Source organism: Burkholderia ambifaria AMMD (genome assembly GCF_000203915.1).
GTDB classification, from domain to species: Bacteria; Pseudomonadota; Gammaproteobacteria; order Burkholderiales; family Burkholderiaceae; genus Burkholderia; species Burkholderia ambifaria.
Map to the genome: position 1 here is coordinate 687317 of NC_008392.1, position 26937 is coordinate 714253.

At 70.3% G+C, this 26937-nt stretch carries 25 protein-coding genes; 2 read left to right on the forward strand and 23 right to left on the reverse strand.

Annotated features, from left to right (window positions below; all coding sequences use genetic code 11):
• Positions 1–69: 69 nt before the first annotated feature.
• The gene (locus tag BAMB_RS30545) at positions 70–1629 is read left to right on the forward strand and encodes a methyl-accepting chemotaxis protein (RefSeq protein WP_011661002.1); all 1560 of its coding nucleotides are present in this window, start codon (positions 70–72) and stop codon (positions 1627–1629) included.
• Between the two features lie 126 nt (positions 1630–1755).
• On the opposite strand, the gene BAMB_RS30550 is transcribed toward BAMB_RS30545, so the two are convergent.
• The 23 genes from BAMB_RS30550 to BAMB_RS30660 are packed head-to-tail and all read right to left on the reverse strand — an operon-like array spanning position 1756 to position 25556.
• Entirely contained in the window at positions 1756–2010 is a 255-nt protein-coding gene (locus tag BAMB_RS30550; RefSeq protein WP_011661003.1) for a hypothetical protein, read from the reverse strand.
• Between the two features lie 31 nt (positions 2011–2041).
• On the reverse strand, positions 2042–3451 hold the full coding sequence (locus BAMB_RS30555; protein WP_011661004.1) for an FAD-binding oxidoreductase: 1410 nt from the start codon (positions 3449–3451) through the stop codon (positions 2042–2044).
• A 2-nt stretch (positions 3452–3453) separates the two neighbouring features.
• Positions 3454–3996, reverse strand: a complete 543-nt coding sequence (locus BAMB_RS30560) for a hypothetical protein (protein WP_011661005.1) — start codon at positions 3994–3996, stop codon at positions 3454–3456.
• Between the two features lie 54 nt (positions 3997–4050).
• Positions 4051–5127, reverse strand: coding sequence for an ABC transporter permease (locus BAMB_RS30565; RefSeq protein ID WP_011661006.1), 1077 nt, complete (start codon positions 5125–5127; stop codon positions 4051–4053).
• Positions 5120–6133, reverse strand: a complete 1014-nt coding sequence (locus BAMB_RS30570; RefSeq protein WP_011661007.1) for an ATP-binding cassette domain-containing protein — start codon at positions 6131–6133, stop codon at positions 5120–5122. Before BAMB_RS30570 ends, BAMB_RS30565 begins: the two co-directional genes overlap by 8 nt.
• Before the next feature lie 13 nt (positions 6134–6146).
• Positions 6147–7220: a TauD/TfdA family dioxygenase gene (locus BAMB_RS30575; protein WP_011661008.1), complete on the reverse strand. Its 1074-nt coding sequence runs from the start codon at positions 7218–7220 to the stop codon at positions 6147–6149.
• 3 nt (positions 7221–7223) lie between these two features.
• Positions 7224–7886, reverse strand: a complete 663-nt coding sequence (locus BAMB_RS30580; protein ID WP_011661009.1) for a class I SAM-dependent methyltransferase — start codon at positions 7884–7886, stop codon at positions 7224–7226.
• Positions 7887–7923: 37 nt separating this feature from the next.
• Positions 7924–9174, reverse strand: coding sequence for a citrate/2-methylcitrate synthase (locus tag BAMB_RS30585; protein ID WP_011661010.1), 1251 nt, complete (start codon positions 9172–9174; stop codon positions 7924–7926).
• 1 nt (position 9175) lies between these two features.
• On the reverse strand, positions 9176–11023 hold the full coding sequence (locus BAMB_RS30590) for an acyl-CoA dehydrogenase (RefSeq protein ID WP_011661011.1): 1848 nt from the start codon (positions 11021–11023) through the stop codon (positions 9176–9178).
• Positions 11023–12114, reverse strand: coding sequence for a hypothetical protein (locus tag BAMB_RS30595; protein WP_011661012.1), 1092 nt, complete (start codon positions 12112–12114; stop codon positions 11023–11025). Before BAMB_RS30595 ends, BAMB_RS30590 begins: the two co-directional genes overlap by 1 nt.
• Positions 12111–13685: an acyl-CoA ligase (AMP-forming), exosortase A system-associated gene (locus BAMB_RS30600; RefSeq protein WP_011661013.1), complete on the reverse strand. Its 1575-nt coding sequence runs from the start codon at positions 13683–13685 to the stop codon at positions 12111–12113. Before BAMB_RS30600 ends, BAMB_RS30595 begins: the two co-directional genes overlap by 4 nt.
• A 19-nt stretch (positions 13686–13704) precedes the next feature.
• The gene (locus BAMB_RS30605; RefSeq protein ID WP_011661014.1) at positions 13705–14880 is read right to left on the reverse strand and encodes a PLP-dependent decarboxylase; all 1176 of its coding nucleotides are present in this window, start codon (positions 14878–14880) and stop codon (positions 13705–13707) included.
• A complete protein-coding gene (locus tag BAMB_RS30610) occupies positions 14870–15859 on the reverse strand; it encodes a beta-ketoacyl-[acyl-carrier-protein] synthase family protein (RefSeq protein ID WP_011661015.1) in 990 nt (329 codons plus the stop codon). Before BAMB_RS30610 ends, BAMB_RS30605 begins: the two co-directional genes overlap by 11 nt.
• Before the next feature lies 1 nt (position 15860).
• Positions 15861–16844 carry a ferritin-like domain-containing protein gene (locus BAMB_RS30615; protein WP_011661016.1) on the reverse strand — a complete coding sequence of 328 codons (984 nt, stop codon included), beginning with the start codon at positions 16842–16844 and terminating at the stop codon, positions 15861–15863.
• A 1-nt stretch (position 16845) separates the two neighbouring features.
• The gene (locus tag BAMB_RS30620; RefSeq protein WP_011661017.1) at positions 16846–17472 is read right to left on the reverse strand and encodes a hypothetical protein; all 627 of its coding nucleotides are present in this window, start codon (positions 17470–17472) and stop codon (positions 16846–16848) included.
• Between the two features lies 1 nt (position 17473).
• A complete protein-coding gene (locus tag BAMB_RS30625) occupies positions 17474–18352 on the reverse strand; it encodes a hypothetical protein (protein WP_011661018.1) in 879 nt (292 codons plus the stop codon).
• Positions 18353–18359: 7 nt separating this feature from the next.
• Positions 18360–18614 (reverse strand): acyl carrier protein, encoded by a 255-nt coding sequence (locus tag BAMB_RS30630; protein WP_011661019.1) that lies wholly within the window; start codon positions 18612–18614, stop codon positions 18360–18362.
• 59 nt (positions 18615–18673) lie between these two features.
• Positions 18674–19768: a hypothetical protein gene (locus BAMB_RS30635; protein ID WP_011661020.1), complete on the reverse strand. Its 1095-nt coding sequence runs from the start codon at positions 19766–19768 to the stop codon at positions 18674–18676.
• Positions 19769–19781: 13 nt separating this feature from the next.
• Positions 19782–21119 (reverse strand): hypothetical protein, encoded by a 1338-nt coding sequence (locus BAMB_RS30640; RefSeq protein ID WP_011661021.1) that lies wholly within the window; start codon positions 21117–21119, stop codon positions 19782–19784.
• Positions 21109–21870 (reverse strand): outer membrane lipoprotein-sorting protein, encoded by a 762-nt coding sequence (locus tag BAMB_RS30645; RefSeq protein ID WP_011661022.1) that lies wholly within the window; start codon positions 21868–21870, stop codon positions 21109–21111. Before BAMB_RS30645 ends, BAMB_RS30640 begins: the two co-directional genes overlap by 11 nt.
• On the reverse strand, positions 21867–23021 hold the full coding sequence (locus tag BAMB_RS30650; protein ID WP_227739255.1) for an ABC transporter permease: 1155 nt from the start codon (positions 23019–23021) through the stop codon (positions 21867–21869). The genes BAMB_RS30645 and BAMB_RS30650 overlap by 4 nt, the downstream gene beginning before the upstream one ends.
• 34 nt (positions 23022–23055) lie before the next feature.
• On the reverse strand, positions 23056–23775 hold the full coding sequence (locus BAMB_RS30655; RefSeq protein WP_011661024.1) for an ABC transporter ATP-binding protein: 720 nt from the start codon (positions 23773–23775) through the stop codon (positions 23056–23058).
• Positions 23772–25556: an AMP-binding protein gene (locus BAMB_RS30660; RefSeq protein ID WP_011661025.1), complete on the reverse strand. Its 1785-nt coding sequence runs from the start codon at positions 25554–25556 to the stop codon at positions 23772–23774. The genes BAMB_RS30655 and BAMB_RS30660 overlap by 4 nt, the downstream gene beginning before the upstream one ends.
• 380 nt (positions 25557–25936) lie before the next feature.
• On the opposite strand from BAMB_RS30660, the gene BAMB_RS30665 reads away from it, so the two are divergent.
• The gene (locus BAMB_RS30665) at positions 25937–26884 is read left to right on the forward strand and encodes a fatty acid desaturase family protein (RefSeq protein ID WP_011661026.1); all 948 of its coding nucleotides are present in this window, start codon (positions 25937–25939) and stop codon (positions 26882–26884) included.
• The last annotated feature ends 53 nt before the right edge of the window (positions 26885–26937 follow it).

The following is a 26937-nucleotide window of genomic DNA, read 5'->3' on the forward strand; positions in this document are numbered from 1 at the left end:
GCAATCGACTCAAGTTGAACCAGCCGCTGTCGTTAACCGACTAGGGATAACTTCGAGAGTCGATTCACCATGCGCGATCTGAAGGTAAAAAACAGTTTGCTCGCCGTGCTGGCCACGTTTGCAGCGATGATCATCGTCGGCGGCATCGTCGGGGTCGTTGCGCTCGGCAGTGCGAACACGAACGCGAAGCGCCTGCACGCAATCGCAACGCAGACGTCGCTCGTCAATGACGCGTACAAGGACAGCACACGTACCCGCTCGGCGCTCGTGCGTGCGTATTCGGCACTGAAGGAACACAACGACCCGGCGCAGCGCGACTCGGCCTTGCAAAGCGCGCAGCGCACGTTCGATCTGTCGGCGAAGGAAACGCAGGCGTTCAAGGACACCGCGCCGATCGGCAGCCTTGGTGCCGACCTGAAGCAGGCGCTGGTCGAATCGTCGACGCATCTCGCGGGCGTCCTCGCCCGCGCGAGTGACGCGCTGCGCAACGGCGATACCGCCGCGTATGCCGAGATCAACGACAAGGAAATTACGCTAGCCGGCCAGGTGTATTCGGCGAACGTCGAGAAATTCCAGCGCACGGCCAACAAGCTGGCGGAAGACACGATCGACGACGGCAACGCCGCGTACACGCGCATCGTCGCGCTGGTCGGCATCGGTGTCGCGCTGGCGCTCGCGCTGATCGCCGCGACGCACTTCGCGTTGCGCGCGATCGTGTCGCGGCCGCTCGCGAACGCGGCCGCGCTGCTCGACCGGATCGCGTCGAACGACCTGACCGTGAACGTGCCCGATGCCGGCCGCAACGAAATCGGCCAGTTGTTCGCGGCGATGAAGCGGATGCAGGCAGGCCTCGCGACGACCGTCACCGGCATGCGCGACAGCAGCGACGCGATCCACACGGCCGCGCGCGAGATCGCCGCGGGCAACCTCGACCTGTCGAGCCGCACCGAACAGCAGTCGGCGTCGCTCGAGGAAACGGCCGCGAGCATGGAGCAGCTGACGTCGACGGTACGTCAGAACGCCGACAACGCGCAGCAGGCGAGCACGCTCGCCGCGAGCGCGGCGGATCTCGCGCAGCAGGGCGGCGAACTGGTCGGCCGCGCCGTCGACATGATGGGCGTGATCAACACGAGCTCGCAGAAGATCGCGGAGATCACCGCGATGATCGACGGCATCGCGTTCCAGACCAATATTCTCGCGCTCAACGCGGCGGTCGAATCGGCGCGCGCGGGCGAGCATGGGCGCGGCTTCGCGGTCGTCGCGGGCGAGGTGCGCACGCTGGCCCAGCGCAGCGCGGGCGCCGCGCGCGAGATCCGGCAGCTGATCGGCGCGTCGATCGACGACGTGCGCGACGGCAATGCGCTCGTGTCGCAGGCCGGGCGCGCGATGGACGAGATCGTGTCGTCGGTGCGGCGCGTGGCGACGATCATGACCGAGATCACGACGGCCACCGTCGAGCAGAGTGCGGGTATCGACCAGGTCGGCCAGGCGGTCACGCAGATGGACCAGATGACGCAGCAGAACGCGGCGCTCGTCGAACAGGCGAGTGCCGCCGCGAGCGCGCTCGAGCAGCAGGCCGGGTCGATGCAGGCCGCGATGTCGGTGTTTCGGATTGCGCGGGGGCGGTGAGTGGCTGACTGGAGCGGGTGTGTGCGGATCGCCGCGTGAAGCGGCCCTGCTGCATGCCGCCCACCGCGCACCGCGCACCGAACACCGAACACCGAACACCGCCCGCACGTGCCCCGGCATGAACGCTCAATCCTGACGAGCATCCACCGCGGCGTCGCCGTCCGACCTGTCATCGGCCGGCCGATCGTCGCGCCAATGCGCAAGCTCGCGCCACAGCGCCGCGCGCGCATGGTCGCGCGGCGGCAGCTCGATCACGTACGCGACGCCGCGCACGTTGACCACCGCGCCGGAGTCGGGCAGCGCGGCCGGCATACCGGGGAACGACGGATCGTCGTCCGGTTCGGCGGCGAGGCCCGGGCAGGGCGGGTGGGGGGATTTCATGCAATTCTCCGTGGCGTAGCGAATCGGCGCATCAGTAACGGACTCGCCCGATCAAGCCGAGCGGATCGATCGCGTGCTGGACGGCGCCGGCGAGTTGCCGTTGCGCGGCCGGCACGTGCTTGCGGTAGTACGCGACGTTGACCGGGCCGATGCCGTGTTCCGCGCTGAAGCAGCCGCCGGCCCGCACGACGCGCTCGTACAGCGCGCCGCGCAGCGCGACCTGCTGCAACGGCCCGTAGCGCTGCGCTTGGTCATGCGGAATCGACACGACGAGGTGACAGCCGCCGTCGCCGAAATGCCCGAACGCGTGGCAGCGCAGCGACGGATGCGCGTCGGCGAGCCACTGCTCGGCGCCGGTGACGAACGCCGCCAGCGCGCCGCGCGGAAACGACACGTCGAACGACAGCGGGATCCCTTCCTGCGCGACCGCGACCGGCAGCGCGTCGCGAATCCGCCAGAAGCGTTCGGCCGCCCCGCAGGCCGCATCGAGCACCACACGCTCACCGGCCAGCGCCTCGAGCGTTTCCAGCGCGCGCGCTTCGAGCAACGCATCGAGCCCCGGCATGCCGGTCGCGATCTCGACGAGCGCATGGCACGCGGCGGCGTCCGTCGAGCCCGGAATGCGCAGGTCCGGACAGGCGGCCGCGACGCATCGCACGGCCGTGGCCGACATGAATTCGAACGCCGACAGCAGCTCGCCGAACGCGCGTTCGAACGCGAGCAAGCCGGCGAGCGCCGCGTCGTACGACGCGAATGCGACGAATACCGCGCACGACGAGCGCTCGATCGCGGCGAGCGCGAACGACACGGCCGTCACGAGCCCATTCGCACCGTTCGCGCCGATGAAGCAGTGTGCGACGTCGAAGCCGGCGTTGCGCTTGCGCAGCGGCGCGAGTGCATCGATCACGGTGCCGGCCGCATCGGCGAGCACGATCTCCAAGCCGAGCACGTTGCGGCGCACGTCGCCGTACTTGATCAGGCGGCTGCCGCCCGCGTTCGCGCCGACGAGGCCGCCGGCCGCCGGATCGCTGCCGAGATCGATCGGCAGGCAGAGGCCGGCTTCCCCCGCCGTGCGGTTGATCTCGGACAGGCGCACGCCGGCCTCGACCGTGATGCTGCGGTTCGCCGCGTCGAACGCGCGGATCGCGCGCATCCGGTCGAACGACACCACGCATTGCGTGCCGCTGCGATCGGGTATCGCGGCGCCGACGAGCCCGCTGCGCGCACCCTGCGCGACCAGCGCGATCCGGTGTGCGGCCGCGACCCGCGCAAGCATGCTCGTTTTGGCGGTCGACGCCGGGCGCGCGACGCCGAGCGCGGTGCCGCCGTACCGCGCGGCATCGGTCGCATACGGCTCGCACGCGTCGCCGTCGAGCCAACCGTCGCCGAGCGCGGCGGCGAGCGCGTGCCGTTGCGCGGCGCGTTCGGGCAGTGCGCTCATCGTCAGTGCGTGTGCGCGAGTTGCCGGCGCAGGCGGCCGCGCACGATAACGAGCGCGATCAGCGGCACGACGCCGCCCCACAGCGGGCTGTGCCGCATCGTGATCGACACCGCGAGCGCGACCGCCGTGACCGCGAGCATCACGAACGACAGCGAGCGGACGCGCGCCTGATCGGCGGCCGTGCCGTCGACGAAACCGCCGGCCGACCACGCGGTGTGCACGATGCCGACCACCAGCACGCAGACGAGCATCGCGGCCGGGCCGAGTTCCTCGCCCCACAACCGGCTACCTGCCGGCGACACGATCGCGAGCACCGCGCCGATCACGAGGAACAGATCGACGCCGAGCGCGATGCTGTTGCGTTGCGCGCGCCGCATCAGCCATGCGCCATGCACGAGCGCGAGCACGCCGCCGATCAGGAACGCATGCGTCCAGCGTTCGCCCGGCTCGCCGGGGCCGAGCCGCCCGTAGAACAGGAACACGATCGCCGGCAGGAAGTTGCTCGCATGCAGCAGGTAGTCGGTTATGGGATTGTTCGCTTTCATCCGGTTTTCTCCATCGTCGAAACAGTCAAAGCAGTCGAAACAGCGGCCGACGCGTCATGCGTCATGCCAGCGGAACAGCCGCGCGGCGGCAAACAGGAACAGCGCCGTGCTCGCGGCCATCCCGAGCAGTTGCGGCGCGAGTTGCACGTACGATGCGCCGTCGAGCAGCGTGCCGCGCAGCGCGACGGCGAACTGGTTGGTCGGCAGGAACGCGAGCGCGGTTTTCAGCCAGGCCGGTGCGTCGTGCATCGGAATCGTCAGGTCGCTGAAGAACAGCAGCGGATAGTAGGTGACGTTGCACGCGAGTTCGGCGGCCGCAAGCGAGCGCGTGCGGCTCGCGAGCAGCACGCCGATGCTGAGCAGCATCGCCGCGCCGAGCAGCACGATCGGCAATGCGCGCAGCCCGTCCGGGCCCGCGATCGGCAGCGCGATGCCGAACGCGACGCGCGCGACGGTCAGCAGCACGAGCGCGGACAGCGCCATCATCACCATCCGCGCGACGATCAGCGCGGCCAGAAACACGCCGCGCGACACCGGGAAGCACACGTAGAGCTTGAACGTATTGCGTTCACGCAGCGCGGCGATCGCGGTCGTCGTCGAGTTCAGCCCGATCGCCATGAACGCCATCACCAGCAGGCCGGTCGCGAAGAACGCGCCATAGTCGAACGGCCGGCGCGCCGGGGCGCTGTTCTCGAAGCGCGCCTGCGCGGCCGGCACGCCGAGCCGCTGCGCGGCGCAGCGCGCGAGCGCGATCTCGACGACCCGCGATGCGGCCTTCACCGCGAGCGAGCCGTTGAAGTCGTAGCGGATCGTCGCCGGCGTGCGTTCGTCGGCGCCCAGCACGACGGTCACGCGATCGGCGGCCGTGCCGCGGCCGAACGTCGCTTTCACCGTGTCGCTGTGCGACAGGCTGTCGACGATCTGCGCTTCGCATGCGCGGCTATAGGCGCTCGGGCCGCCCGGCACGTCGAACGCGATGTCGGCCGTGCCGAGCGAGCCCGAGCCGCCGAACGCGAACAGCATCACGCTCAGCAGGAACACCGGGAACACCAGCGTCCAGAACAGCGACGAGCGGCTGCGCAGATAGCCGAGCAGCTCGTTGCGCACGAGGATCAGAAATACCTTAGTCACGGGCCGGGCCCTCGGTGCACAGACGCAGCAGGTCGCCCGGCGTGCTGGGCGCGAGCGCGAGATGCTGGATGCCCCGTTCGCCGACGATCCGGTGCACGTTCGGATGCAGCGTCGCGTCGCCGAACACTTCGACGACATGCGAAGGCGATACGCGCACGCCGGTCACGCCGGGCAGCGCGGCAAGCCGCTTGCGCAATGCGCGCGCATCGGCTTCGTCGCGGCAATGCAGCTCCGCGCGCGCGTCGCCGACGAGTTCGGCGCGCAGCGTGTCCTTGTCCCCCTGGTAGCGTATGCCGCCGTCGCGCACCCACACGAGATCGTCGGCGGCGGCCAACTCTTCTTCGGAATGGCAGATCATCGCGACGCTGGTGCCGCGCGCGCGGTCGCCGAGCAGGTCGATCACGACGCCCGCATAGCGGCGGTCGAGCCCGGTGAATGGTTCGTCGAGCACGGCCAGCTCGGGCCGGTGCGCGAGCGCGACGTACAGGTCCACGCGTTGGCGCTGCCCCTTCGACAGCGCGCGGCACGGCTTGTCGAGCAGCTCGGCGATGCCGAGCGCGGTGGTGATCGCGGGGTCCGCCTGCACGTACATCGCGCGGTGCAGCGCGACGATCTCGGACACGCGCAGGTGGTCCGGATACTCGACCTTCTGCAATTGCGCGCCGAGCCGCCGCAGCGAACGCGTGTCGCGCATGAAGCGCGCGGCCGGCTCGTCCAGCACGCGCACGTCGGTCGCGCCGCGCCGGAAGCCGAGCAGCGCTTCGAGCAGCGTGGTCTTGCCGGACCCGTTCGGCCCGATGATCGCGGTGATCGCGCCGAGCCGGAACCGCACGTGCTGCGCGCGGAAGCGGAAATCGCCGGCCGTGACGTCGAGAGCACGCGCGCCGAGCGCCGCAGCGGGCACCTGCGCGTCGGGAAACGGCTGCGCGCCCGAACGCTGCGGCCTGTCGAACGCGGGCGGCGGGCCGAACAGCGCGCGCACGGAGGCGAGTAGCGAATCGCTCATCGTCGGCATCCTGTCAGTCGAACAGCATGACCTGCGTGTCGCGCGCGCCCCGGTACGGGTTGCGGCCGTGCGCGACCAGCATGTTGTCGACGACGAGCACGTCGCCGGCCTGCCACGGGAACGACAGCTCCTCGTCGTCGAACGCGTCGTAGACGGCCACCAGATCGTCGAACGGCATCGGCGAGCCGTCGCCATAGCGGATTTCATACGGGAACGCCGCGCGCGTGCCGTACACGCGCTGCAGGTAGCGATAGCTGAGTTCGCCCATCGAGCGCGGGTTCGGGTGCTGGGCGCTCGCCTGGTTGAACCACACCGTCTCGCCGGTGCGCGGATGCGCGCGCAGCGCGCTGCCGACGTGCGAGACAGTCACGCTGCCGTCGTCGAGCCAGCGACAGCCGACGCCGCGCGCCGCGCACAGCCGCTCGACCTCGTCACGCTCGGTCGTGCCGAACGCGTCGTCCCACGGCCGGTGGTATTCGGCGAACGGCAGGTTCGGATTGGCGGCGAGGCCGTGCGCGCGATCGCCGGGCGCCGCGAAATTGCGCAGGTACATCACGCCGCGCGCGGCGAACCGCTCACGCAGCGCGGGCGGCACACGCGCCGTCACGCGCCGCATGTCGCAGATCGGCGTTTCGCCGCCCGCGTCGGCCGGCTGCCGGCAATAGAACGCGACGAGGCGCGGGAACGCGGGCATATAGGCCATTTCCTGATGCAGACCGATCTTGAACGGCGGCGGCATGCGCGTCGACTCGTACACCTGGCCGTCGAGCTGCCTGCGCGGCGCGGCGCCCGCCGTGTAGCCGTGCGCGTGTGCCGGATACAGCGCGCCGAGGCGGCCGAACGCGGCGGTGTCGGGCACCGCGAAGCCGCGCCACAACAGCGCGCCGCACGCGTCGAGCAGCGTGTCGATCGTATCGAGCCGCGAGCGGTACCACGCGACGAACATCTCCGGCGACGTCGCGAGTTCCGCGCTGCGCGGCGTCACGCACAGCGGCAGCGTCGCGCCGGGCGCGACCGCCGCGCAGTGGACGTCGTCGGCGCCGAGCCGCATCGCGGCGTGCGCGGCGAGGAAGGCGAGATCGGTCATCGCTCAGGCCAGCGCCGGTTTCTTCAGCAGGATTTCGAAGCCGAGCGCGCCGAGCCCCGCGCTCGGGCTGTAGATCGACGCGACGTCCGCGAGGCCGGCCGCGGCGACGAGCGCATGCGCTTCGTCGAGCGTGATCTTTTCCTCGACGTGCGTCGGCGGATAGTCGGCCGCCGCGCGCATCTCGGTGAAACGGTCGAGCAGATGCTGCGGCGCGTCGCGGCGCATGTCGTGCACGAGCACGATGCCGCCCGGCGCCAGCACGCGGTACATCTCGGTCAGGCTCAGCGCCTTGTCCGGCAGGTGGTGCAGCGTCGCGCGGCCGACCGCCATCGTCAGCGTGCCGTCGTCGAACGGCAGCGCGAGCGCGTCGCCCACGCGCATCTGGATCGTGTCGTCGAGGCCGAGTTCGTGGATGCGCGGGCGGCCTTCGTCGAGCATCGCCGGGTCGAGGTCGATGCCGACGTAGCGCCAGCCGCGCATCGCCGGATCGGTCGCGAGGCGCACCGGCACGACGCCGGTGGCCGTGCCGATGTCGGCGATCACGCCGGGCGTCATCGCGCGTGCGAGCTGGCGGATCCGGCTGATGAACAGCAGGTCCCACGGTTCGAGCGTTTCGGTGGCGAAGCGATCGTAGTCGTTCGCCGGGCGCAGGTTCTTGAGCAGCATGACGTTCCTTTGGCTGAAGGGTGCTGAAGGTGGAGGATCACAGCCAGCCGACCGGCACGGCGGCCAGCAGCCGTCGCGCGGTCGCGCTGTTGACGCCGAATGCGGGACGGCGCCGGCGCTCGACCGCATGCGCGGCCATCGCGGCGATGCGCGCGCCGAGCCCGATGCCGACGCCCCACGACGGCGCCGTAACGCCGAGGTCGAGCAGCGTGGCCGCCGTCAGGAAATCGATGTTCGGTCGCAGGGCGCGGCGCGCATCGGCCTGCGCGCAGCACGCGTCGAACAGCGTCAGGTACGCGCCGTCGAAACCGCGTTCGGCGAACTGCCGGCGCATGTGCGGCGGACGCGGATCGGCGACGAACAGCGGATGGCCGAAGCCGTACAGCGTGAGTTTCGCGTCGAGCGCCGCATCGATCGCCGTGCGGCCGGCGGCGTCGAGCGCCGCGTGCGGCGCGGTGGTGCCGCCCGGCACCGACCGCGCGAGCGCGCCGAGCCAGTGCATCGCCTCGAGCGCGGCGCCGACGTGCGACGGGCCGCTCGCGAGGAAGCCGGCCGCGATCGCCTGCGTCAGCGTGACGCCGGTGCCGATCGCGACGCGCGGCGCGAGCACGGTCGGCGTGATGTAGCCGAAACCGGCGTGCCAGGCGACCAGCAGCATGTTCATCGCGGCTTGCGCCGGCGCGTCGTCGCGGGTCGCGCCGGTCAGCGCGAGCATGCGCTGCGCGTGGGTCGATGCGTGGTCGAGCGACGTGGCGGCGTTGTCGTGGCGGGCGGCGAACGGGCGGCCTTCGATCGCGGCATGCAACAGGAACGGCGCGGCGGCCACGCACAGCAGCATCGCATCAAGGTCGGCGTCGTCCGGGGCGTGGCCGTCCACACGTGCGAGCACGTCGTCGAAGCCGCGCAGCAGGCCGGACGCGGCGGCGAACACCGGCGCGACGCCGGCCGCGCCGAGATCCGCGGCGACGCACTGCGCGGCCGAGCCGGGCGCGAGCGCGGCGGCGAACGCGGCCAGCCGCGCGCCGAGCGCCGCTTGATGCGCGCGGTGCGCGTCGCTGCCCGGCGCGACGTCGAACCACAGATGCGCGAGCGCGCCTTCGAACGTCGTCGCGCCGATCAGCGTGTTCAGGTCGAGATCGCGCACGCGCAGCGCTTCGGGCTCGAGCGTCGCGCCGTCGATGTCGGTGCCGCGATGGCGGCTGGCCGGGCGGCCGAGCAGGTTGCGCGGCGCATCGCCGGTCGCAGCGGTTGCGGTCGGGTTTGCAGCAGAGGCGAGCGTCGTATCCATGTCATTCCGCCTGGACGAGTTCGTCGCTGCTCACGCTGATCGCCGCATGCGCCATCGCGGCCAGCACCGCCGCATGCTGGTCGACCACCGGCAGCACGTTCGCGAAGTAGTAGCGCGCGCTTTTCAGCTTGCCGCGATAGAACGCGAGTTCGGCCGGCGCGTCGGCCGTGTCGGGCGCATCGAGGCGGCGCGCGGCGATCGTGGCCGATTCGAGCAGCACCCAGGCCGACGTGACGACGCCGAACATCTCCAGAAAACGCGTGTAGAACTGGCTGCTGCGGTGCGTATGGCCGTCCTGGACGTCACGCGCGATGTCGTCGAGCGCGGCGGCAATCCGGTCGGCGCCCGCGCGCAGCGCGTCGAACAGCGGGCGCAGTTCCGCGTGGGTGCTGCCGTGATGCTGGTGCGCGAGAAACGCGTCGAGCTCGTCGCGGTAGTACTGGATCAGCCGCGAATGGCGGCCGAAGCCGAGCTTGTCGCGCACGAGGTCCTGCGCCTGGATGTAGTTCGTGCCTTCCCAGATCGACAGGATTTTCACGTCGCGCGCATTCTGCTCGACCGGGCTCGCGTCGGTGTAGCCGAGCCCGCCGTGCACTTGGATCGCGGTTTCGCAGATCCGCCATGCCTGGTCGGAGATGAACGCCTTGCAGATCGGCGTGAGCAGCAGTTGCAGCTTGCGATGGCGCTCGATTTCGGCCGGATCGGCGTCGGGTGTCGCCTCGAGCATCGCCGCGCGCGTCGCGGTCGCGGCGAGCTTGCCGAGCAGGCCGCGGCAGCCGTCGACGCGGCTCTTCATGTCGACCAGCATCCGCTGCACGTCCGCATGCTCGACGATCGCGACGCGCGCCGCATTCGTGTTCGACGCGCGCTCGATCGGCCGGCCCTGCAGCCGGCGGCTCGCGTATTCGACCGCATGCAGGTACGCGCTCGACGCGACGCCGACCCCGAACATCCCGGTGCTCATCCGCGCCTGGTTCATCAGCGGCATCAGTTGCAGCAATCCGACGTTGCGGCGGCCGCCGAGCAGCCAGCCGCGGGTCGTGCCGTTCGCACCGAACACGAGGTGCGTGTTCGCGCAGCCCTTGAGCCCCATCTTGCGCGGCAGGCCGATGCAGTCGACATGGTTCGGCTGCAGTTCGCCGGTTTCCTCGTCCGGCCAGAAGCGCGGCACGACGAGGCACGACAGCGAGAACGAATCCGGCGATGCGCTGTCGATACGGCCCAGCACGAAGTACAGCGTGTTTTCCGTCAGCTCGTGCATGCCGGCCGAGATGTAGACCTTCTCGCCGTCGACCGCATAGATGTCGCGTTCGAGCGGTGTCGCGCGCAGCGCGACCGCGGTGAGGTCGGTGCCGGCCTGCGGTTCGGTCGCGCAGAAGCACGCGTCCCAGCGATACGCCTCGAGCGGCGCGATCAGCGATTTCTGGTGCGGCGTGCCATGCATCTGCAGCAGCTTGACCGCGGGACGCGTGAAGCCGCCATACGTCATGAACGACGGATTGGCGCCCATGAACATCTCGTAGATCATCTGCGTGACGATCGGCGGCAGCCCGTGCGCGGTGCCGAACAGCGTGTTCGACCATTCGTCGCGAAAGCGCGCCCACAGCGCGTGGAAATGCGACGGGATGCGCACCTGACCGTCGTCGAGCAGCGTGCAGCCTTCGACGTCGGCCTGCTGGTAGCTGCGCCCGAGGTCGAGCGCGAAGTCGCGCGCGCGTTCGAGCAGGGCGTCGATCGACGCGCGATCGTGCGCGCTGTAGGGCCCGTGTTCGAGAAAGTGCCGATCGGCCTCGAACAGTTCCCACAGAAAGAAGCGCAGTTCGCGCAGGCTCACCTTGTACGTGCTCATCACGCTTCTCCCTCGATATCGAGCGCGGCGTCGAAGCCGCCGGTCAGGTCGACCACGGCCGCGCCCGCCGCGCCATGCAGCGCCGCATCCCACACGAGCACCGTGCGGCGCTCGCCTTCGTCGAGCGCGCCGGCAAGCCGGATCAGCGCCGCCGCCGATTCGGCCGACGACAGGTGGCCCGATGCCTCGTGCTGGACTCGTGCGGCGAGCGGGATCGATGCGGCGTCGGCCACGCGCGCCGCGAAGCCCGGATCGAAACCGGGCGGCACGCACCAGTCGATGTCCGTGGTGCGCAGGCCGGCCATGTCGAGCGCGCGGCGAATCGCGCGGGCGGCGACCGGGGCGAGCGTGTCGCGCAGCGCGCCCGGCGCATCGGCCCACGGATCGGCGATCGACGGCCCGAACTCGACCGCGACCGCGCGCACGCCGCCCCATGCCGCCGGCTCGGGCGCCGGGCCCGCGCACGACACGAGCAGCGCGGCGGCCGCGTCGCCGTAGCCGACGAGGTCGCCGAACTGGCGGAAGAACGGATACAGCCACTTGTCGCTGAGGATCACGAGCGCCTGGTCGCCTTCGTTCAGCAGTCCTTCGAGCAGCGTCAGCGCCGAGTACCAGCCGAGTGTGCCGTTCTGGCCGAGCGCGAACGGCGTCACGCGCTGCAGCCCCAGCTCGTACTGCATGCGGCCGACGACCGAATCGCCGATGCCTTCGTTGAGCGCGCAGCTCGCGACGATCACATGCGTCGTGCGGGCGAGCTGCGCGGAACCGAGCTGGTCGCGCAGGTCGAGCGCCGCGTCGGCGGCGAGATCGGCGAGGCTGCGCCCGGGCGGCGCGACGCGCAGCACCGGACGGCCGCCGGGCGCGAGGCGCACGCCTTCGTCGGGCGTCAGCGCACCGAGCCCGCGCGGCCGCGCGAAGCGCGCCTGCGGCAGCAGCAGGTGCCGGTAGCCGGGATGGCGCTCCTGCGCCTGGATCGCGCTGAATACGACGGCGGGCGGCAGCACCACGACGCCGCCGGACAGCGCGAGCGTGCCGGGTGCGGCAACACGGCGCGCGCCCACGCGGGTTTCGTCGAGCGTCGACGGGGTCATGCGGCGGTCTCCTCGAGGTTGGGGCTCGCGAACGTCTCGCGATAGCGGGCTTTGAGCGCCGGGCGATCGATCTTGCCGTTCGGATTGCGCGGCAGCGCGGGCAGCGGCTCGACGACGAGCGGGCTCATGTAGGTCGGCAGCGCTTCGCGGCATGCGCGTGCGATGTCGGCGCGGCACGCATCCGCGTCGAGCGTTGACACGACGCAGGCGGCGATCGCCTCGCCGAGCGCCGGGTGCGGCACGCCGAACACCGCCGCTTCGGCGATATGCGGCAGCGCGAACAGCACGTCCTCGACTTCGGTCGGGCTCACGCGATAGCCGGACGTCTTGATCATGTCGTCGCCGCGCGCGACGAAGTACAGGTAGCCGTCCGCGTCGCGCCGCACGATGTCGCCGGACCACACGGCGACGTCGTGACGCGGAATCTCACCATGCCGGCGCGGCAGCGCGCGAAAGCGCTGCGCGGTCAGCTCGGGCCGGTTCCAGTAGCCGAGCGTGACGAACGCGCCGCGATGCACGAGTTCGCCGGGCTCGTCGGCCGCGCATTCGCTGCCGTCGGCGCGCAGCACGAGGATCTCCGCGTTCGGCACGGCCTTGCCGATCGACGTCGGGCGCAACGCCGCATCCGCGGGCGGCAGGTAGGTCGAGCGGAACGCTTCGGTCAGCCCGTACATCAGGTACGGGTCGGCGTGCGTGAACAGCGCCTGCAGGCGCTGCAGCAGCGGCGTCGCGAGATGGCCGCCGGTGTTCGCGAAGCGGCGGATCCGCGCGCGTGCGGTGTCGCTCCAGCCGGCGGACGCGAGCTGCATCCACAGCGGCGGCACGCCGGTGATCGACGTGACGCCGAACGCGTCGCAGTGGCGCGGCACCTCGGCCGGCTGCAGGAAGTCGAGCGGCGCATAGCAGGCGCCGGACGCCAGCGCGGTCGTGAGCTGGCTCAGGCCCGCGTCGAAGCTGAGCGGCAGCACGCCGAGCACGACGTCGTCGTCGGCCAGTTGCTGGTAGGCGGCGACGCTGAACGCGCCCGACACGAGATTGCGGTGCGAGACGACCACGCCCTTCGGCTTGCCGGTCGAGCCGGACGTATAGAGCAGCGCGGCCGGATCGTCGTCGACGGGCCGGCCGGCCGCGTGCGATGCGTCGCCGGCGTCCGACGCGAAGATCGCGTCGGTCAGCTCCTCGATCAGGAGCGCACGCGTGCCGACGAGCGGCGCGAGCGCCGGCAGCCGCTTCAGGCGCTGCGCGCCGGTGACGAACAGCGCCGCGCCGCTGTCGGTGACGATGTGCTCGATCTGCGCTTCCTTCAATTGCGGATTGACCGGCACGAAGATCGCGCCGAGCGCGTTGGCCGCGAGCATTGCGACCACGGTTTCGATTCGCTTGGGCGCGTAGATCGCGATGCGCTCGCCGGGCCGGACGCCGCGTGCGGTGAGCACGGTGGCGGCGCGCCGCACCGCATGCGCGAGCTGTTCGTAGGTCATCCGGCCACCGCCGTCGGCATAGGCGACATGGTGCGGCCAGCGCTGCGCGCCGCGCTCGAGCAGGTCGGCGATGCTGATCAGTGCGTTCATGATCGGCTCCTTGGGAGGTCTAGGCGGGCCGCACGTAAACGTGCGCGGCTTCGTGGGACAGGAAATGCGCCATCGCGTACGTGCGGTGATACGCGCCGCACCGGGCGAACACGGCGATGTCGCCGACCTGCGGCGGTGCGCCCGTGTCGTCGCGGCCGATCACGTCCGCGCGGCTGCAGGTGCTGCCGACGTAGAGCGTCGGCACGGCGCGCGACGGTGGCGCGGCGCCGCGGCGCACGAGCGACGGCGCGGCGAGCCGGCGCATCACTGATTCGGTCTGCGCGAGCAGGAACGCATGCGACAGGCCGCCGTCGCACACCGCGATCGTGCGGTCCTGCCACGGCTTGACCGCGACGACCCGCGTCGCGAACACACCGGCGTCCGCGAAGATCGCGCGGCCGGCTTCGTGCGCGAGCGTGTAGTCGCCGGCCAGCGGCGCGAGCGCGGCCGCATAGCGCTCGAATGCGGCGTCGCCCGGATGATCGTCGGCAAAGCCGCCGCCGAGGCTCAGCGCACTGAGCGGCGCGCCGTTGGCGGGCGCGAGATCGCGGGCGAGCGCGGCGAGGCGCTCGGGCAGCACGAGCGTATCGGGCTGCGCCGCGTCCTGGCGGATGAACGAGTGCGGGCCCGAGAACACGTGCAGCCCGGCCGCGGGCAAGCCGGCGGCCGCGAGCGTGCGCACCGCGTCGTGCGCTTCGTTCGGCGTCATCCCGAAGTGGTCGTGCCACAGCGCCCGCGCGTGCTCGCCGGCGAGCGCGCCCGCGTTCATGCGCAGCAGCACGGCGCCCGGCGTGGCGCCGCCGGTCGCCGCTTCGCGTGCAAGCGGCACGAAGCGCGCGACCGCGTCCGGGTTGTCGAGTACGAAATGACAGCGCGATGCGAGCCCCGCGCGCATGAACATCTCGTCCATCGACGGGTTGTTCAGGTAGCGCGGCGTGCGGATCCGGCCGATCACCGCGTCGAGTTCGCCGCGGCTCGCGAGTTCGACGCCGTCCTCGTACGCATGCGCGCAGCGCGCGAGCATGTCCTGGTTCGGGTTCGCCTTCAGCGACACGATCAGCTTCGTGCCGAGCCGCGCCTTCAGCGACCGGTAGCGCGCGATCGCGACTTCCGGCTCGTACACGTAGCACGGCGTGCGCAGGTCGGCGAGCCAGCCGTAGTCGGCGGCGGGCGGAAGCGGGCGCTCAGGCGTCATGGCGGCCCACCGGATGAAGCGTGGCGGCCGCATAGGCGCCGCAGTTCGACTGCATCACGCCCAGCACGCGCTTGCCGTGCGCGACCGCGTCGAGCCCGACGTCCGCCACGTTGATCGGGAAATCCGAACAGCACGCATGGCCGCGCGCATGGATGTTCTGTGCATACAACCGCTCGGCTGGCACGCGCATCGCGCGGCATAGCGCGTTCCAGCCGGGCAGGTCCGCGTTGTGCGGCAGCACGAGCTCGTACGCGTCGAGCGCGTGCGGCTCCAGCGCGACCGCGGCGTCGATCGCCTTGCGCGTGTATGGCCACTCCATCATGATCAGGTCGGCCTCGTTCGCGGCGACGGTGTCCGAGCCGCGATGCCATTTCGCATGCGTCTCGATCGCGATCCCGCCGAGCCGGTTCTTCGTGCTGTTGCGCGCGATCAGCATCGCGGCCGCGCCGTCGCATTGCACGCCCGTCATCTGCCGCATCCGGAAATCCTCGCCGTACACGCGGTCGGACGACACGAGCAGCGCGGCGTCGAGCTGCGGGTGACGGCGCATCAGCGCGCGGATCGTCTCGATGCCGGCTGCAACCGACACGCAGTTCAACTGCGCGACGGAGCCGAGCCACAGCGGCTCGATCCCGAAGCGCGCGGCGAGTTCGTGCGGCAGGCTGCGCGGCGCGGGCGGCACGCTGAACTGCTGCGTGTGCACGTGCACGATCGCGCCGATGTCGGACGGCTGCACGCGGGCCGAGTCGAGCAGGCTGTCGGCCGCCGCGATCGCGAGGTCGGTTTCGCTCGTGTCGAGCGCCATGTGGAAATAGCGGCTGCCCGACTGCGCGATCGCGGCCGCGCGCTGGGCCGGATAGTCGCGTTCGGCGGCCCAGGCCTCGATGTCGACGGGCGGGCCCGGCAGCTCGTAGGCCACCGCGTCGATGCCGATCCAGAAGCCGGGGTCGCGGGATGCTGGGGAGGAGGCCATCGTCATGTCAGTTGAGCGGCATCGCCGCGTAGTCGAGGACGTCGAGTTTTTCGAAGGTCGCCTGCACCGTCGGCGTGAGCAGGCCCATTTCGCGGATCGTCGGCACGAGCCGCCGGAAGATCGAGCGGCGGATCGAGCTCGACACCGGAGATTCGCGGACCATCGCGCTGCATTCGCGCTTCGACAGCCCCATCGGTTCCCAGATGTCGTCCGCGCACAGGTGCTCGTACAGCACGGCCGCGCCTTCGCACACGAATTGCTCGCGCTCGCGCAGCTCGTGCGCGCTCATCTCCGCATACACCCGGCACAGCGTGATCCGGCCGACCGCGAAGTGGCGCGACTCGTCGCGCTGGATCCGCATGAACAGATCCTTGATGAACGGGTCCGTGCTGTACGCGACGACGCTCTGGAAGATCGACAGCGCGATGCCCTCGACGAGCACCTGCATCCCGAGGTTCGTCATGTCGAGCGCGCTGCTCGTGATCGTGTCGTGCAACAGCCCCTTCAGCGAACGGCTCATCGGGTAGCTGACGTCGAGCTTCTCGTTGACGAGCTTCGCGTACGCCTCGACGTGGCGCGCTTCGTCCATCATCTGCGCGGCCGCGCACAGCCGCGCGCTCAGCCCATCCTCGGCCGACGCGAGCTTCGACGCGCAGATCAGCGCCGCCTGCTCGCCGTGCAGGATCTGCGACAGCAGCCAGCCCTGCGCGTGATGGCGCACCTCGCGCTTGTCCGCGTCGGACAGCTTGCCCCACAGCTCGGTGCCGTAGATCAGCAGTGTCGGGTCGGGCATCCCGAGCGGGTTGGCCGGATCGAGTTCGTGGCTCCAGTCGACGTCGGTCGCGACGTCCCACTGCGCGGCCTTCGCCTTCTCGTACAACCGGTTCAGCGCCTCTTCGCGCAGCGCATAGTCGTTCGACATCAGCGCGTCGACGGGCATCGACCAGCGAATGTCGGCCGTGTCCTGCATAACGGTGAGCGTGTCAGTCATGTCATGGTCTCCCCGGCAGCGCGGCGGCGCCGGAATGATGGGCGGAATCGGATAACGCGGAAAAGGCGGGATGCGCGGAAAGCGACGCGTGCGGCTCGACGCGGATCGCATACGCGGGCCACGGGCCGCGCAGCTGCGCGTCGAACGCATCGGCGAGCCGCGCGGGCCAGATCGCGCAATGCACGCGGTTGTCGCCGGCGAACTCCGCGTCGCGCAGGATGCGGTCGCCGATCCACACGACCGGCGTGCCGCGCGTCGCATCGCGCAGCGCTTCGCCGTACAGGTTCACGCCGAGCAACACGTGCGGCGCGAGCAGCTCGGCCGGCAGCGCGCCGAAGTACGGCGCGCAGACTTCGATGAACAGGCGCGCATCCGCATGCACGGCGGCGCGCACGCGCCGCGTGACGTCCGCGAGGAACGCGAAATACTGGACATGGTCGAGCAGCACGCGGCGTTCGCCGTCGGGCATGAGGTGTGCAACGTGGGCGTCGCCCGCGGCATCCGCGAGGGCCGCGCGCGCATAGTCGGCCGGCGTGTCGAGCGGCATCCGGTATGCGCTCGCGGCCACAGTGACCGGCTGCCGCGCATCGCGCTCGATCCGGTAGGTGAAGTGAACGGGGCGCACCATGTCAGGCCTCGCTGTCGAGAGAGAGCAGCGCGTCCGGCGCGAACGCGACGTCGGCGATCGCGTAATAGCCGTTCAACGCGAGCGAGCAGACGGCCGCGCGGCGGGGCGTGTCGCCGTCGCGGTGCGCGAGCAGCACCGACAGCCACGGATCGCTGCCGAACGCATGACCGAACAACCCGTGGCCGTCGGGCAGCAACGGGGTCTTGCCGACCGACGCGAGCAGCGCGCGGCGCGACGTGGCCGGAAAGAACGGCAGCGCCGCGCGCACGCCGGGCCGCGCCGCGCAGAATCCGCGGATGTCGCGGCCGAGCCGCACGACCGCGCTCGCGGGCGGCGCGGCATCCGCGAGCACCGACGGCGTCGCCTCGCGGCCGACGTCGACGAGCAGCGTGCACACGCCGAAACCCGAGCGGCCCCACGCGGGGTTGCCGTGCCAGTACGTATAGCCGTGCACGTCGATATCGACGATCTGCAGCAGCAGCGTGCGCGGCCCCGTCTCGGCGGCCGTCGCGAGCGTGCGGCGCAGCACGTAGCCCCAGCCGGCGCACTCGTACGAGCACGTCATCCAGTCGGGCCCGTAGTCGTTCGCGCCGGCCAGCGCACGCGCGAACACGCGATGCTGCGGCGAGTCGTTCATCAGCAGCATCGACAGGATCGTCGAGCTGAGCACGTAGTCGTCCGCGCCGATCGCGCCGCACACCCGCTCGCGCTCGGCGCAGGCGAGTGCGCCGATCGCCCGCGCCGTGTCGTCGAGCGGCACGGCGTGGCCGTCGCGCGACGGCGCGACGCGCCGGTACGCGAGCGCCTGCACCGTCAACGCGGTGGCCGGGGCCGGCAGCGCGGCGTCGTGCGCCGCCGCGGTGGCAAGGGGCGCGAGCATCGCCAGATCAGGCCGCGTGCTGCTGGCGACGCAGTTGCGCGTCGAGCTGCTGCAGCGTCGTGTACTGCGTGATGTTCAGCGCTTCCGGATCGATCGAACCGTACAGCTGTTCGCAGAACACGATCAGCTCGACGATGTTCAGCGAATCGATGCCGAGCTCGCCGATGCCGGCGTCCGTATCGACGGTTTCGACGTTGAGGATCTTCGCGACTTCGCGGGACAGGATGTCGAGCGCGTCGGCCGGAACGGTCTGGGTCGTCATGAGAGGAGCTCCTTGGGTCTTGAGTTGGGTTGATCGGGATCGATCGGCCTGTCGCGGGGTCAACTGCCGGCTTCGCAGCGCAGGCTCTTGCGAAGCTCGTGATAACAACGGTACGAACTGCCTTCCATTTTCGAAAACGCGAGCAGGTCGCGCTGATCGTCGAACGTCGCGACCTTGCCGTCGCGCACGAGCGCCGTCAGGAACTCGTTCGACAGCAGCTTGATCGCGAGCACGCGCTGCACCTTGCCGAAGCTGTAGTTCGCGTCGTCGGTCTGCGCGTGCGCGGCCGCGGCGATGAAGCGGTGCACGGCGCGCGCGTCCGCGTCCAGCTCGACGCGGCCGGTCGCCTCCAGCCAGCCGACATGCGCCATCAGCGCACGCACGAAATACGGCCGCACGACGGTCAGGTACTTGTTGAATACGGTCGGGCCGCCGATCCGCAGGCGGTCCTCGGCGTGCACGCGCACCTGGCCGGCGACGTTCGCGAGCTGCAGGTTGCCGGCGAGGAACGGCGCGCCGCACGTCACGCGCGCGAGCTTGCGGTATTCGTCGGGCCACACGAGATACGCGGCCGGGAACATCACGCCCGGCAGGCGGGCGGCGACGATGGCCATGCAGTCGCGGTGTGCCTCGATGCCCCACACCTTGTCGACCGTGAGCGCGAGGCCCTGGTCGTCGCTGCGTATCGCGGTGCGCCACGCGGCGAGGGTCGGGCCGCCGCCGTCGCTCATCAGGAACGCGAAGTTGTGGCCGGCATCGATGCAGTCGCACGCGCGGCGGTTCTGGTCGTCAGAGAAGAACAGCCCGAACATGATGCGGATGAACGCGCGCATGAACGGCTTGAACAGATGGTGGAAGCCTTCGCGGCCGATCTGCTCGAGCAGCGCCTCGGTGAGCGGCGCTTCGTCGTGGCGCAGCGGCGTCGCGGCCGACGAGTCGGGCAGCACGTCCGGCGTCGCGGCCCGCAGCGCGATCACCATCTCGCTGTCGAGGAGCCGCACGGCGGCGGCTTCGACGAGCCGGGCGGCCGCGCGCGGCGGCGTCGCGATCAGGTCGAGGTGGCGCAGCACCGGATACGCGGCCTGCTCGGCCACGCGCGGCGACAGCAGCGCGGCGGACGAAGCGGACGAGGCGGGAACGGAAAGCGTGGACATGGCGGAGTTCCTGTCAGAAGCGCACGCGCACGGCGGCGTCGATTCGGGTGGCGAGACCGACCATCCGGTACTCGGAGTGGCTGTCGGAGAACGCGTGCGACACGGCGACGTCGACGCTCACGCGCTTGTTCACGTCGGCGACGACCTGCGCGATCGCGAGCAGGCCCTTGTCCTGCGGCGAATAGACGCCGCGCAGCGAATACTCGACGCGGCCGATCTTCTTGCCGAGTCGCGCGAACAGGTAGTCGCGCAGGTTGCCGTCGACGCTGACGAAGTTCGCGGTGCCGCCGAGGCCGGCGAGCGCCGCGCCGGGCGCCGCGGGCAGCAGCGCGTTGTTCGCGCGCACCGCGCCGACCATCCGGCGCCATTGGCTCGCGTCGAAGCGCGCTTCGTCGTGCGACCACTCGACGATCAGCGACAGGTTGCCGGGCAGCGCGCTCTGCATCCCGAGCGCGCTGCGCCACATGTACTGGCGGTCGTTGCGGCGGTCGACGGCGTCGTACGCGGCCGGCGCATCGAGCGGCGTGCCGTTCGCGATGAACGCGGGCAGCGGCCGCGTCGTGCCGCGCTCGACCCACGCGCTCGCATAGACGGTGTTCGAACTCGCGACGTCGAACGACAGCGTCGCGCCGGCGCCGCCACGGCCCGCATGGCGGCCGACGAGCAACGCGGCGGAGCCGCCCGACCCGTTATATGCGCCGCGCACGAGCTGCGTCGCGCCCTCGACGTCGCGGTTGTCGACATCGTTGCGCAGCGTGCGGTTCTGGCCGGCGATGAACTGCAGCGTGGTCTGCTCGCCGGCCCATTTCGCCTCGACGAGCGGCGTGCCTTCGACGTCGCCGTAGCGGTCGTAGATGTCGGCTGTCGCCGCGCGCTTCTGGAAGAAACCGAGCGGGAAGAACGCCTGCGACGTATCGAGCGTGTCGATCCGCTTGCCGGCCGTCAGCGTGATCCCGTTGTCGAACGCGTAGCGCACGCCGACCTCGTTGAAGCGGGTGGCCTGTGCGCCGAGCGAGTGGTTGCTCGCGACGACGCGCGCATTCATGAACAGGTTCTCGCCGTCGATGCGCGCGAGCACGCCGGCTTCCTGCTGGTTGCGCGGCTCGTCGCCGATCAGGCTGCCGAGCAGCGCGTGGCCGTCCATGCTGTCGACCGAGCGCGCGTACGCGATGCCGTTCAGGGTGCTGAGCTGTTCCATCAGCGAGGCTCCGTGCGCGAATGAGCAGCCGAGCGCGAGCGGCACGGCAAGCGCGGCACCGTGCCAGTTGCGGCCGGTGCGGCCGGCGCGATGGCGCGAGCGGCGAGGGCGGTCACGATGAACGTCGGCATCGGCGTCGTACTCACTGACCATCGGCGAGCGTGTCGGGATTGAACCAGCCCGACGGAATCCGGTGCGGCCCGCCGTCGAGAATGTCGACGACGCTCGCGCGCTGCTTCTCGATCTCGTTGCGATACGTGATCTTGCGGATCACCTTGCGGCCGTTCGCATCGACCGGCGCCGAGAAATCGGCGCTGCGGAACAGCAGGCCGCTCGCGAGGAAGAACTGCGCGCGCACCGGCACGTCGGTGTCCGGCACGACCCACAGCTTGATGGTCGGATAGACGTTGTCCGGGTCGGTCGCGGTGAGGTCGAGCTCGGTGGCCGGCTTGCCGGCGATCGTCGTCGTGCCGGGCGCGGTGCTCGCGCGATAGCTGTCGGCCCAGTGCGTGCGCGTGATGTCGCTGATCACGACTTCGCCCTGCAGCCGCTGCATCCCGTTGATGCGCACCGCGCTGCGCGTGTTCGGCACGTAGAACCAGTGGCCGCGCGTCGTCGCCAGATACTTCTGGCCGTCGTTCTCGCCGCTGCGGGTCAGCGCGAGCGTGTCGCCGTTGCCGCGCGTGTAGACGAGGTAGCGCGTCGCGTCGCCGGACTGGCCGCCGACGACGTTCGTGATCTCGATGTTGGTCTGCGTATCGGCGGCCGTGCTGCGATAGGCATCGGCGCGGGCGAGCATGGTTTGTGCAGCGGTGGGCGCGTCCGACGCGCGGGCGGCCGGTGTGCACGCAACCATCGTGGCGAGCGCAGCGAGCGTCGCGCGAATGAGGCGAATGCGGGTCATGGGGCGAGTCCTTCGAGGATGTTGCGTTTGGCGAGCCCGAGCGTCGCGAGCACGGCGGCCGCGACGCCGAGCACGACGAACGCGCATTCGACGGCGGCGATGGCGGCCGGCGACACCGCGAATTCGAGCAGGATCGGCTTCACGCGGCCCGGCGGCGCGGGCAGGTGGATCTGCGCGTGGTTGAGCGCGACCATCGCGAGCAGCGCGACGGCGATGCCGGCGGCGGCGCCGAGCAGGCCGAGCAGCGCGGTCTCGCGGATCAGCACGCCGCGCACCGTCGACGCCGGCACGCCGAGCGCGCGCAGCGTGGAGATTTCGCGGCGGCGCTCGACGATGCTCATCAGGATCCAGTTGCTCATCGACAGCAAAATCGTCACGCACAGAATCGCGCCGAACACCGAGAACTGGTTCCTGTACAGCGCGACGACCTGGTGATAGAGCGACACGAGCTGGTCCCAGGTCCGCACGTCGAGTTGCGGCAGCGCGGCGCGCAGTGCCGCGGCGGCGGTCGGCGTGTTCGCGGTGTCCGACAGGAACACCGCGATGCGCGACGCGCGGTCGGTGCGCAGCAGCGCCTGCGCCGCGCCGAACGTGACGTCGACGATCCGCTCGTCGACATCCTTGTTGCCGGTGCTCATCACGCCCACGATCTGCGCGTCGGTCGCGTTGATCCCGCCGTGCGCGGTCGACGCCATCAGCTGCACGACCGAGCCGACATGCACGCCGAGCTTGCGCGCGAGCTCCGCGCCGACCACCACTTCGGTGCCGGCATTCGTTGCGGACAAATAGCGGCCCGACAACACCGTGTGATAGTCGAAGAAGCCGGGCGGCTCGCGGTTCGGCTCGACGCCTTCGCCGACGAAGCCGTAGCTGAGGTCGCCGTTCGAGACGAGCCCGTCGAAGTCGATCCCGCGCGCGGTGGTCGCGACGCCCGGCAGTTTCGCGATGGCCTGCGCGGCGGCGGCCTGTTCGTCGGCGGAGAGCCCGTATTGCAGCGGACGCTCGCCGATCAGGTCGAGGTAGCCGTGGTGCAGCACCTGCACGTGGCCGACGCCGCTGTCGATCGACCCTTCGCGCACCGCGTCGAAGGTCGCGATCACATAGCCGAGCGCGACGCTCGACGCGAACGCGGCGACGCCGATCATCGCCATCGTGAGCAGGGTCCGGCGCCGGTTTCGCCAGAGGTTACGCCACGCAAACGTCGACCAGTTCACGGTTCACTCCCGGTACGCCGTCGCGCATCTCGATGCGGCGAGGCAGGCGCGCGCACAGACGATCGTCGTGCGACGCAATCAGAAAGGCGGTGCCCAGCGTGCGGTTGGTGTCGAGGATCAGCTCCGCGACGGCCCGCGCGTTGGTGCTGTCGAGACTCGCGGTCGGCTCGTCCGCGATCACGATCGCGGGTTCCTTCGCCAGCGCGCGGGCCAGCGCGACGCGCTGCTGCTCGCCGCCGGACAGCTCGCCGGGGCGATGGCGTTCGCGCGCGGCCAGGCCGACCGCGTCGAGCATCGCGCGGGCGCGCTCGCGGCGCGTGCGTGGCGTGCCCCATGCGAAGCAGCCGAGCTCGACGTTTTCGAGCGCCGACATCACTGGAATCAGGTTGAACTGCTGGAACACGAAGCCGATGCGCTCGCGGCGAATCCTTTCGAGCGTGTCGGGCGCATTGTCGACGCGGCGGCCTTCGAGCCAGCGTTCGCCGCTCGTCGGCACATCGAGGAAGCCGGCGAGGTTGAGCAGCGTGCTCTTGCCGCTGCCCGACGGGCCGACCAGCGCGACGACGTCGCGCGGGCCGATCGACAGCGTCGCGCCGCGCACCGCGACGACGTGCCCGGCGCCTTCGTACACGCGCGTGACGTCGCGCAGCTCGAGCACCGGCGGCAGCGCGGCGGTCTGAACGGCCGTCATGCGTACGCTCCTTGCCGGGCGTCGGCGCCGGCGGCCGCCGTCTCGCCCGGCGCGGCGATCACGGGCAGCGCGCCGGTCGCATACAGATCGCGACACTTCAGCCGCTGGAGCTTGCCGCTCGTCGTGCGCGGCAGCGAGCCGGGTTCGACGAAGCACAGATCCTGTGCGGCGAAGCCGATCCGCGATGCGAGCAGCTGCTGGCATTCGGTGCGCGTCTGCGGCGTGGCGTCGGCCGGCCGTGCCTCGATCGCGACGACCAGGCGTTCGGTGCCCGTCTGCGGATCGGGCAGCCCGAAGGCGATGCAGGTGCTCTTGCGCAGTGCCCGATGCGCGGCCAGCGCTTCCTCGATCTCGTGCGGGAAGTAGTTGCTGCCGCGAATGATGATGACTTCCTTCTTGCGCCCGAGAATATGCAGCTGACCGTCGGCGACGTAACCGATGTCGCCGGTGCGGAACCAGCCGTCGGCGGTCAGCGGCGCGGCGATCGCGCCGTCGTCCGGGTTCAGGTAGCCGAGCATCACCGATGTGCCGCGAATCGCGACTTCGCCGACCGTGCGTGCCGCGAGCGGATGGTCGCCGTCGTCGAGGATACAGAACGCCATGCCTTCGATCGGCGTGCCCATCGCGAGCACGGTTTCAGTTTCCGCGTGCGGGTCGCGGTTGTCGTCATGCGTAACTGGTTGAGCCGCGCGTTGCTCGATCAGCGCGCGCCGGCCGATCGTGTCGGCGATCACGTACGGCGCACCGTCGACCGCGCCTTCATGCCACGCGCGGTGCATCGATACCGCGAGCGTCGATTCGGCCATCCCGTAGCACGGCTGCAGCGCCGATGCGGCGAGGCCATAAGGCGCGAACGTCGCGGCGAAATCGCGCAGCGTGGCTTCGTCCACGCGTTCGCCGCCGATGAAGATGTTGCGGCACGCGGACAGGTCGACGCCGTCCATCGCGGCCGCGTTGAAGCGGCGCACGCAGTAGCGCAGCGCGAAGGTCGGCACCGACGTCGTGGTCGCGCGCGCCGACGCGATGCGCTTGAGCCAGCCGAGCGGGTTCCGGATGAAGCTGTTCGGCTGCATCATCAATAGCGGCGCGCGGTAGTGCAGGTTCGACAGCAGCGTCAGCAGCCCCATGTCGTGATAGAGCGGCAGCCACGACGCGGTGCCGTCGCCGGCCGCGATGTCGAAGCGCACCGACCCGCCGATTCCGAGCACGTTCGCGATCACGTTCTCGTGGCTGAGCACGGCCGCTTTCGGATGCGACGTCGAGCCGGACGTCAACTGAATATGATGCGGATCGCGGCCATGCTTCGCGCTGATCAGCGCGCGTGCGCCGCTGTCCGCGGCCATCGACAGCGTCGCGAAATCGACCACGCGCGTCGACGCGGCCGGAAACGCAGCGTCGTGCCACGCGGCGGCCTGTGCATCCGCGGCGACGACGACGCGCGGACGATATCGCTCGCACGCGACGTCGACCACCTGACGCCCGGCCGTGGCGCGTCGGGCGGGAACCGGCACGGTGCACGGCAATGCGCCGATCATCACGCAGGCCATCATCGCGACCGCATGCTCGACGGACGCCGGCAGCGCGAGCATCACCATGTCGTTCTCGTGCACGCCGAGTTCGCGCAGTGCGCCGGCCTCGCGGAACACCGCTTCCGCGAAACGCCGGTACGTGATGCCGGCTTCGTTGCCCGCATCGTCGACGAACGCCATGCGGTGCGTCGCACCGTCGACGTCCTCGAGCGACTCGATCAGGCGATGAATGGTGGATGCGCACTTCGTCACGAGGATTCTCCCGTTGCGGAACACGGCCGCTCGCGCCACGGTGCCGGCGGCGCCGTTCGTCGAGTGAGGAGGATTCTTGCCGCATCGGCGCGACGCGACAAACGGAATCTATGCAGGCAATGCATGCACGGCACGCATCCACGAGGTGAACGGTCGGTACGCATTCGACCGGTCGTCTAATTCACGATGTGGTGCGCTCATGCGCGGGCGTCATGCAATGCGTTCGGAAAATTCGTTTGTCCGCGGCATCGACTCACAGAAGAATTGCATCCCGGCGCGCGCCAGCGTTGCCGTGTCATGGTGCCGGGCAGGGTCCGGCCAAGGAGAGCGCTTTGTCCGTCACCTCATCGCTTGTCGCCCGTCAGAAATCGGCTACAGACATGAAGAGCCGCCCGAGCGGCGTGGTCTTCTCGCTGAAGCTGGCGGTCTACGTCGCGCTTCTTGCGCACGGCATGCTGTTCGCGCTGTCTGCGTTCGTCGTCCTGAAGATCGTCGGCGTGCTGCTGATCGGCGCGACCTATGCGCACGGCGTCGAGTTGCAGCATCAGGCGCTGCATTACCAGGGGTTCCGCAGCAAGCGGCTCAATACGGTGTTCGGCGTGCTGGTCGGCATGCCGATGCTGGTGTCGTTCCATGCTTACCAGGACAGCCACCTGCGTCATCACCGGCTGCTCGGCACGCCCGAGAACAAGGAATTCTTCGACTATGGCGACCAGTATGGCGCCAGCCCGGTCGTGAGCGCCGGGCTGTGGGCGTGGCGGCTGTCGATGGCCGCGCACTATCTGCAGTTCGCGAAAAACGTCGCGAAGCTCGTCGTGCCGGGCGCGCGCTTCGGCGACAACCCGCTCGTGTCGCGGGCGATTCGCCGCGATCATCTGCTGATGGTCGCGACGATCGCGCTGCTGGCCGGCGTGTCGGTCGTGCTGCACTCGTGGTTCGTCGTGTGGGTGTGGGTCGTGCCGCTCGTGCTCGTCGCGGCGCCCGTGCATGCGCTGATCGAGATGCCCGAGCATTACCGCTGCGAGCTGACGAGCACCGATCCGTTTCGCAACACGCGCACGATCGAGAGCAATGCATTCATGACGTGGTTCACCAACGGCAACAACTATCACGTCGAGCACCACATGATGCCGAACCTGCCAATCGAGCGGCTGCACGATCTGCACGGCGTGATCGCGCCACGTATCCGTTATTACCACCGCACCTATCGCCAGTTCTACTATGCGTTGCTGCGCGGCCGGCTGGCGCCGCGCTCGGTGGACGACGACGCGGACGAGCGCGAAGCCGATGCCGACGCGGCCGCGCCGGCATCCACGCAGTCGGCATGAGCGCATGAGTGCCGCGCGGCCGGTCACGAACCCGAACGCTTCCCGACGACGGT